General features: G+C 48.4%; 6 protein-coding genes. All 6 read left to right on the top strand.

Annotated elements, in window-relative coordinates; translation table 11 throughout:
- Nucleotides 1–37 precede the first annotated feature (37 nt).
- Nucleotides 38–1,318 (top strand): colanic acid biosynthesis pyruvyl transferase WcaK, encoded by a 1,281-nt coding sequence (gene wcaK, locus JTI85_RS09250; RefSeq protein ID WP_048212030.1) that lies wholly within the window; start codon nt 38–40, stop codon nt 1,316–1,318.
- Nucleotides 1,315–2,535 carry a colanic acid biosynthesis glycosyltransferase WcaL gene (wcaL, locus tag JTI85_RS09255; RefSeq protein WP_219352472.1) on the top strand — a complete coding sequence of 407 codons (1,221 nt, stop codon included), beginning with the start codon at nt 1,315–1,317 and terminating at the stop codon, nt 2,533–2,535. Before wcaK ends, wcaL begins: the two co-directional genes overlap by 4 nt.
- Nucleotides 2,536–2,546: 11 nt before the next feature.
- Entirely contained in the window at nt 2,547–3,935 is a 1,389-nt protein-coding gene (wcaM, locus tag JTI85_RS09260) for a colanic acid biosynthesis protein WcaM (RefSeq protein WP_061067684.1), read from the top strand.
- Between the two features lie 165 nt (nt 3,936–4,100).
- Nucleotides 4,101–4,991 carry a GalU regulator GalF gene (gene galF / locus JTI85_RS09265; RefSeq protein WP_061067685.1) on the top strand — a complete coding sequence of 297 codons (891 nt, stop codon included), beginning with the start codon at nt 4,101–4,103 and terminating at the stop codon, nt 4,989–4,991.
- Nucleotides 4,992–5,372: 381 nt separating this feature from the next.
- Nucleotides 5,373–6,788, top strand: coding sequence for a mannose-1-phosphate guanylyltransferase/mannose-6-phosphate isomerase (locus tag JTI85_RS09270; RefSeq protein WP_061067686.1), 1,416 nt, complete (start codon nt 5,373–5,375; stop codon nt 6,786–6,788).
- 20 nt (nt 6,789–6,808) lie between these two features.
- Nucleotides 6,809–7,875, top strand: a 1,067-nt coding sequence (locus JTI85_RS09275) for a phosphomannomutase CpsG (protein ID WP_219352474.1), incomplete at its 3' end; no start/stop codon positions are given.

Below are 7,875 nucleotides of genomic sequence, written 5' to 3' on the forward strand. Positions count from 1 at the left end.
GGAAAACCGTCATCCGCACTGATTTTAAGAGGTCATGATGAAATTACTGATTCTGGGCAACCACACCTGCGGTAATCGCGGGGACAGCGCCATTTTGCGCGGTTTGCTGGATGCCATTCATACGCTCCAGCCAGAGACTGAAGTGGATGTGATGAGCCGCTACCCGGTGAGTTCCTCCTGGTTACTAAACCGACCGGTGATGGGCGATCCACTGTATTCACAGATGAAGCAGCATAACAATGCTGCAGGCGTTATGGGCCGCGTAAAGAAAGTGCTGCGTCGTCGCTATCAGCATCAGGTGCTGCTCTCGCGCGTCACCGATTCCGGGAATCTGCGCAATATCGCTATCGCTCAGGGGTTTACTGACTTTGTCCGCTTGTTGTCGCGTTATGACGCCATTATCCAGGTCGGCGGATCGTTTTTTGTCGATCTGTATGGCGTGACGCAGTTTGAACATGCCTTGTGTTCGTTTATGGCTAAAAAACCGCTGTACATGATTGGTCACAGCGTAGGGCCATTTCAGGATGCACAGTTCAATCAGTTGGCGAACTACGTTTTTGGGCACTGCAATGCGTTAATTTTACGCGAATCGGTCAGCCTGGAACTGATGAAACGCAGTGAAATAACGACAGAGAAAGTCGAGTCGGGTGTGGATACCGCCTGGCTGGTAGACAACCATCACGATGACTTTGACCCGGGTTATGCCGTACAGCACTGGCTACAAACGGCTGCAAAGCAGAAGACTGTCGCCATTACATTACGTGAACTGGCGCCGTTTGATAAGCGTCTTGGAACCACACAACAGGCCTATGAGCAAGCCTTTGCCGGCGTGGTTAATCGGATCCTTGATGAAGGTTACCAGGTGATGGCGCTCTCAACCTGTACCGGTATTGATAGTTACAACAAAGATGATCGCATGGTTGCACTGAACCTGCGTCAGTACGTTAATGATCCGGCCCGTTATCACGTGGTCATGGATGAACTAAACGATCTCGAAATGGGAAAAATATTAGGCGCATGTGACCTGACGGTGGGCACACGCCTGCACTCTGCCATTATCTCGATGAACTTTATGACGCCGGCGATAGCCATTAATTATGAGCACAAATCGGCGGGAATTATGCAGCAACTGGGGTTAGCGGAAATGGCGGTTGATATCCGCCATCTGCTGGATGGTAGTCTTGAAGGCAAGGTTGCCGATAACCTGGGACGGCTCGCTGAACTTAACGTCAGGGTGGCGGAGGCGGTTAAGCGTGAACGTGAACACGGTAGGCGTATGGTGCAATCGGTATTAACGCGTATTCAGGAGGGGAAATGAAAGTCAGCTTTTTCCTGCTTAAATTTCCGCTGTCCTCTGAAACCTTTGTGCTTAATCAGATCACCGCGTTTATCGATATGGGGCATGATGTTGAAATTATCGCGTTATATCAGGGCGATCTTGATAACACCCATGCATCCTATATGGACTACCGCCTGGGCGAAAAAACACGATGGTTATTGAAAGAACCGGCTGACAGGTTGGCAAAGCTGAAATATCGCACCACGACGATTTTACAAGGCATCACCCGGACAGCGACCTGGAAAGCGCTCAATGTTCCACGCTATGGCGATGAGGCGCGTAATCTGATTTTAGCGTCCATCTGTGCGCTAACCCCACGAGCATTCCAGGCCGATGTCTTTATTGCGCACTTTGGACCCGCTGGCGTAACGGCGGCCAAACTACGTGAACTCGGCGTGCTCCGCGGCAAAATAGCCACTGTCTTCCATGGTATTGATGTTTCACATCGGGACATCCTTTCTCGCTATACCCCCGAATATCAGAAGCTGTTTCAGCGCGGTGATTTGATGTTGCCCATCAGCAATCTCTGGGCCGGACGTTTGCGGAATATGGGATGCCCACCGCATAAAATAGCGGTATCGCGTATGGGGATTGATATGACGCGTTTTACACCCCGTGAGGTGAAAGCGCCGGGCATGCCGCTAGAAATTCTCTCCGTTGCACGGTTAACTGAGAAAAAAGGGCTGCATGTCGCTATCGAAGCGTGCCGCCAGTTGAAAGAGCGGGGTATCTCATTTCGTTATCGCATTCTGGGAATTGGCCCTTGGGAGCGTCGATTACGTACGCTTATCGAGCAATATCAACTGGATGACGTGATTGAAATGTCAGGATTTAAACCCAGCCATCAGGTCAAAGAGATGCTTGAGCAGGCGGATGTCTTCCTGTTGCCCTCCGTCACGGGAATTGATGGTGACATGGAAGGGATCCCGGTGGCGTTGATGGAGGCCATGGCCGTAGGGATACCGGTCGTCTCTACTGTGCACAGTGGGATCCCTGAGCTGGTGGAATCTGGAAGGTCCGGTTGGCTGGCACCAGAGAATGATGCTCAGGCCCTGGCGGAGCGATTAGCGACGGTCAGCGTGCTAGACAGTGAGCAAGTGAAGCCGGTAGTGGCGTGCGCCCGCGAAAAAATAGCCGCTGAATTTAACCAGCTTGCGATCAACAAACAGCTAGCCAGTCTGCTGCAAACGATGTAAATCGAGGTTGTATGCCAGAGAAAAAACTCTCCCGACGTACTTTTCTGACGGCAGGCTCTGCGCTTGTCGTACTGCATTCTCCCGTTGCCCGGGCGCTTGAATCACCGGGCAGCGTCAACATTCAGGATTACAATCCACAGGATTGGGTGGCTTCCTTCAGGCAGGCGTTTTCAGAGGCGCAAACCGTTGTCGTGCCTGCTGGTCTGGAGTGCAGGAATATCAATACCGCGATCGGGATCCCGCCTGGTAAAACGTTGCATCTGCAAGGCGGGGTCAGTAGCAGCAGTCGTGGGCGCTTTATTCTGCAGGATGGCTGTCGCGTGACAGGGGAGCAGGGGGGGCGCTTGCGAAATATTACCCTTGATGTTCGGGGATCCGACTGTGTGATAAAAGGCATAGCCATGAGCGGTTTCGCCCCTGTGGCACAAATTTATATCGGGGGGAAAACGCCGCGAGCGATGCGTAACCTCACCATTGACGACATTACCGTCACTGATGCGAATTACGGGATCCTGCGACAGGGGTTTCATAACCAGATGGATGGGGTACGGATAACCAACAGCCGCTTTAGTGATTTACAGGGTGACGCCATCGAGTGGAATGTCGCGATAAACGACAGTGACATCGTGATTTCAGACCATGTTATAGAACGCATCAATTGTACGAACGGAAATGTTAACTGGGGTATCGGTATTGGGCTGGCAGGTAGTACGTACGACAACACCTATCCAGACGAACTGGCGGTGAAAAGATTTGTGGTAGCCAATATAACGGGCTCGGATTGTCGGCAGTTAGTCCATGTCGAGAACGGCAAACATTTTATCATTCGTAATATTACCGCGCGAAATATCACCCCGAATTTCAGCAAGAAAGCGGGTATCGACAATGCTACAGTCGCTATTTATGGATGTGATAATTTCGTTATCGATAATATCAATATGAAAAATAGCGCAGGGATGTTGATTGGGTACGGTGTGATCAAAGGACGATATTTGTCCATCCCACAAAACTTTAAGTTAAATAATATTCAACTGGATAACACACATCTCGATTATAAATTACGTGGTATTCAGATTTCCTCAGGTAATGCAACTTCATTTGTGGCCATCACCAACGTGGAGATGAAGCGCGCGACGCTGGAGCTGCACAACAAACCTCAGCATCTTTTCTTGCGAAATATCAAGGTGATGCAGCAATCTACCATCGGGCCAGCGCTGAAAATGCACTTTGATCTGCGCAAAGATGTACGCGGTAAGTTTATGGCCAAACAGGAGACCTTGCTCTCGCTGAACAACATTCATGCAGTTAATGAAGCTGGGCAAAGCTCGGTTGATATTGACAACGTAAACCACCAGGTTGTGAATGTCACGGCAGTGAATTTTCGACTACCGGGCCGGTAATTTTACGACCATTCCTGGCTAAAAACCTACCCGGCTAAGATTATGATTACTGCATTCTGCCGATAAGCGGCGTAACATGCGTCCTAACTGAGCAATGTAATTCATACTGGCTAAAACAAGCTAAAAAGCTATAATTCAGCAACTATTGAATAGGTGAATGACTTAATGATTAATTTGAAAGCAGTTATTCCGGTAGCGGGCCTCGGGATGCACATGTTGCCTGCCACAAAGGCCATCCCAAAAGAAATGCTACCGATCGTTGATAAGCCGATGATTCAATACATTGTCGACGAGATTGTAGCTGCAGGTATCAAAGAAATCGTTCTGGTAACACATGCGTCTAAGAACGCGGTTGAGAACCACTTCGACACCTCTTATGAACTTGAATCGCTGCTTGAACAGCGTGTTAAACGCCAGTTACTGGCCGAAGTGCAGTCCATCTGCCCTCCCGGTGTGACTATCATGAACGTCCGTCAGGCACAATTACTCGGCCTGGGCCACTCTATTCTTTGTGCACGCCCGATAATAGGGGACAACCCTTTTGTGGTGGTGTTACCTGACGTCGTTCTGGATACGGCGAGTGCGGATCCGCTGCGCTACAACCTGGCCGCAATGGTGGCCCGCTTTAATGAGACCGGGCGTAGTCAGGTGCTGGCAAAACGTATGGCTGGCGATCTTTCCGAGTATTCCGTTATTCAGACCAAAGAGCCTTTGGACAACGAAGGTAAGGTCAGCCGCATCGTTGAATTCATTGAAAAACCCGACCAGCCGCAAACCCTTGATTCGGACCTGATGGCCGTAGGGCGCTATGTGCTTTCTGCTGATATTTGGGCGGAAATTGAGCGTACGCAGCCTGGTGCGTGGGGGCGTATTCAGCTTACGGATGCTATCGCTGAACTGGCGAAAAAACAGTCTGTTGATGCCATGTTGATGACCGGCGATAGCTACGATTGTGGTAAGAAAATGGGCTACATGCAGGCATTTGTGAAGTACGGACTGCGCAACCTGAAAGAAGGGCCGAAGTTCAGGGATCAAATTTTAAAACTGCTGAGCTAGTGCCATTGCTACCCTCGTTGCCTGTGATTTGAACCGAGTATCGTAGCAGTATATGTAAAGAGTCATGATTTGTCTGATACCCGCAGAATGCTGCTATAAATGTTTTTTTATAAATTTCAAATACTAAAAAAGGTAGATCGGTAAGAAATTACCGGTCCGCCGTAGGACATTTTTCTTGTCTACACAGTGAATAAATAAGAGAATATTCGGTTGAGATATCCCTTATTCGTTGAGGGTTATCAGCAATTTGTTTGCCCAACATAAAATGAGCAGTGCCCTGGTAGCTGTAGAGCCAGTGCGGTAGCGTGCCCATTTGTCATTGAGCGACGATGAAACTTTTTCGTTGGTTTAGTATAACGCATTGATATTTAAGGACCCAAGATGTTACTTCCTGTGATAATGGCCGGTGGTACCGGTAGTCGTTTATGGCCGATGTCGCGCGAGCTCTACCCAAAACAGTTTCTTCGTTTGTATGGACAGCGTTCAATGCTGCAAGAAACAGTGCTCCGTCTGGATGATGTCGATGCACGGGAACCGGTAGTCATTTGCAATCAGGAACACAGATTTCTTGTTGCTGAGCAACTAAGACAAATTAACAAGCTCTCGCATAATATCATTCTTGAACCCGTTGGCCGCAATACTGCGCCAGCAATAGCGCTGGCAGCATTAAGCGCAATAGAGAATGGCGATGACCCAATTCTTCTGGTATTAGCCGCAGATCACATCATTAACAATAAACCGGCATTTCACCAGGCGGTAAAGTCAGCATTTAAATTTGCCATGCAGGGGCGCCTTGTCACATTTGGGATTGTACCAACCGGTGCAGAAACAGGTTATGGCTATATTCACCGCGGTAAGGAAGAAGTTCTTGGTGAGAATATCGCTTACCAGGTTAGCCGTTTCGTGGAGAAACCGAACAAAGAAACCGCGGAAAGTTATTTAGCGTCTGGTGAATATTACTGGAACAGCGGAATGTTCATGTTCCGGGCCAAGAAATATCTTGAAGAACTGGAAAAATTCAGACCCGATATTCTTGAGTCCTGCAAGGCGGCAATCCGCGGTTGCAAAGATAGCGATGAGTTTATCAAGATTGATCGCGATCTGTTTATCGCTTGTCCGGATGAGTCTGTTGACTACGCGGTCATGGAGAAAACGACAGACGCTGTCGTCGTTGGGCTTGATGCAGACTGGAGTGACGTGGGTTCCTGGTCGGCACTATGGGAAGTGAGCCCTAAAGATAAAAAAGGTAATGTCCTGACGGGTGATACCTTCATGCACAACGCAAATAACTGCTATATCAACACTGATGAAAAATTGGTTGCCGCTATCGGTGTCGATAATCTGGTGATCATTAATACAAAAGATGCCGTACTGGTCGTTGATAAAGATCAGGTGCAGGATGTTAAGAAAGTTGTTGAGTATCTTAAAGCTAATCATCGCAGTGAATATAAGCGTCACCGGGAAATATACCGTCCGTGGGGGCGATGCGATGTGGTGGTACAGACCGAGCGTTTTAATGTAAATCGGATCACCGTTAAACCGGGGGCAGCATTTTCGATGCAGATGCATCATCACCGGACCGAACACTGGGTTGTGCTTTCAGGCACGGGTGAAGTAACGATTAAAGATCAAAAATTCCTGCTGACTGAAAACCAATCAACCTTTATTCCCATCGGAGCACAACATCGACTGGAAAACCCAGGCAAGATTCCATTGGAACTGCTTGAGATCCAATCCGGCTCCTATTTAGGGGATGATGACATTATTCGTATTAAAGACCAGTATGGTCGTTGCTAATTTTGAAGGTATAAAGATCTATGTCTAAGCTGACTTGTTTTAAAGCCTATGATATTCGTGGAAAATTAGGCGAAGAATTAAATGAAGATATTGCGTATCGCATTGGTCGCGCATACGGTGAATTCCTCAAGCCTAAAACAATCGTGGTGGGCGGTGACGTACGCTTAACCAGCGAGAGCCTGAAACTGGCATTAGCGAATGGCCTAATGGATGCGGGTACCGATATCCTAGATATTGGTTTAAGCGGGACAGAAGAGATCTATTTTGCAACCTTCCATCTTGGTGTAGATGGCGGCATCGAAGTTACCGCCAGTCATAATCCGATGGATTATAACGGAATGAAACTGGTTCGCGAAAATGCGAAACCTATCAGTGGTGACACAGGACTACGCGATGTGCAGCGTTTAGCCGAAGAAAATAATTTCGCGCCTGTTGATGCCCAACTGCGCGGAAGCTACAAGAAGATTTCTATCCTTGATGCTTATGTCGATCACTTAATGGGCTACATTGATTTCGCGAACTTCACTCGTCCAATGAAGCTTGTGGTTAACTCTGGTAATGGTGCCGCTGGCCACGTCATTGATGCGATTGAAAAACGTTTCGTTGCTGCTAGTGTCCCCGTTTCATTTATTAAAGTTCATCACCAGCCGGATGGCACTTTCCCTAATGGGATCCCTAATCCTCTGTTACCAGAATGTCGCAAAGATACTGCCGATGCTGTTAAAGAACATGGCGCAGATTTAGGGATCGCATTTGACGGCGATTTTGACCGTTGCTTCCTGTTTGATGGGGAAGGGCAGTTTATCGAAGGTTATTACATTGTAGGTCTGTTAGCCGAAGCATTCTTACAAAAAGAACCAGGCGCGAAGATCATCCATGACCCGCGACTGACCTGGAATACCATCGATATTGTGACTAAAGCTGGCGGCATTCCTGTGATGTCTAAAACGGGGCACGCCTTCATCAAAGAGCGTATGCGTAAGGAAGATGCGATCTACGGCGGAGAGATGAGTGCTCATCACTACTTCCGTGATTTTGCATATTGCGATAGTGGGATGATTCCGTGGCTTCTGGTGGCAGAGTTGTT

Origin of the sequence: Citrobacter sp. Colony219 (assembly GCF_019382635.1) — a bacterium.
Taxonomy (GTDB): Bacteria; Pseudomonadota; Gammaproteobacteria; order Enterobacterales; family Enterobacteriaceae; genus Citrobacter; species Citrobacter youngae.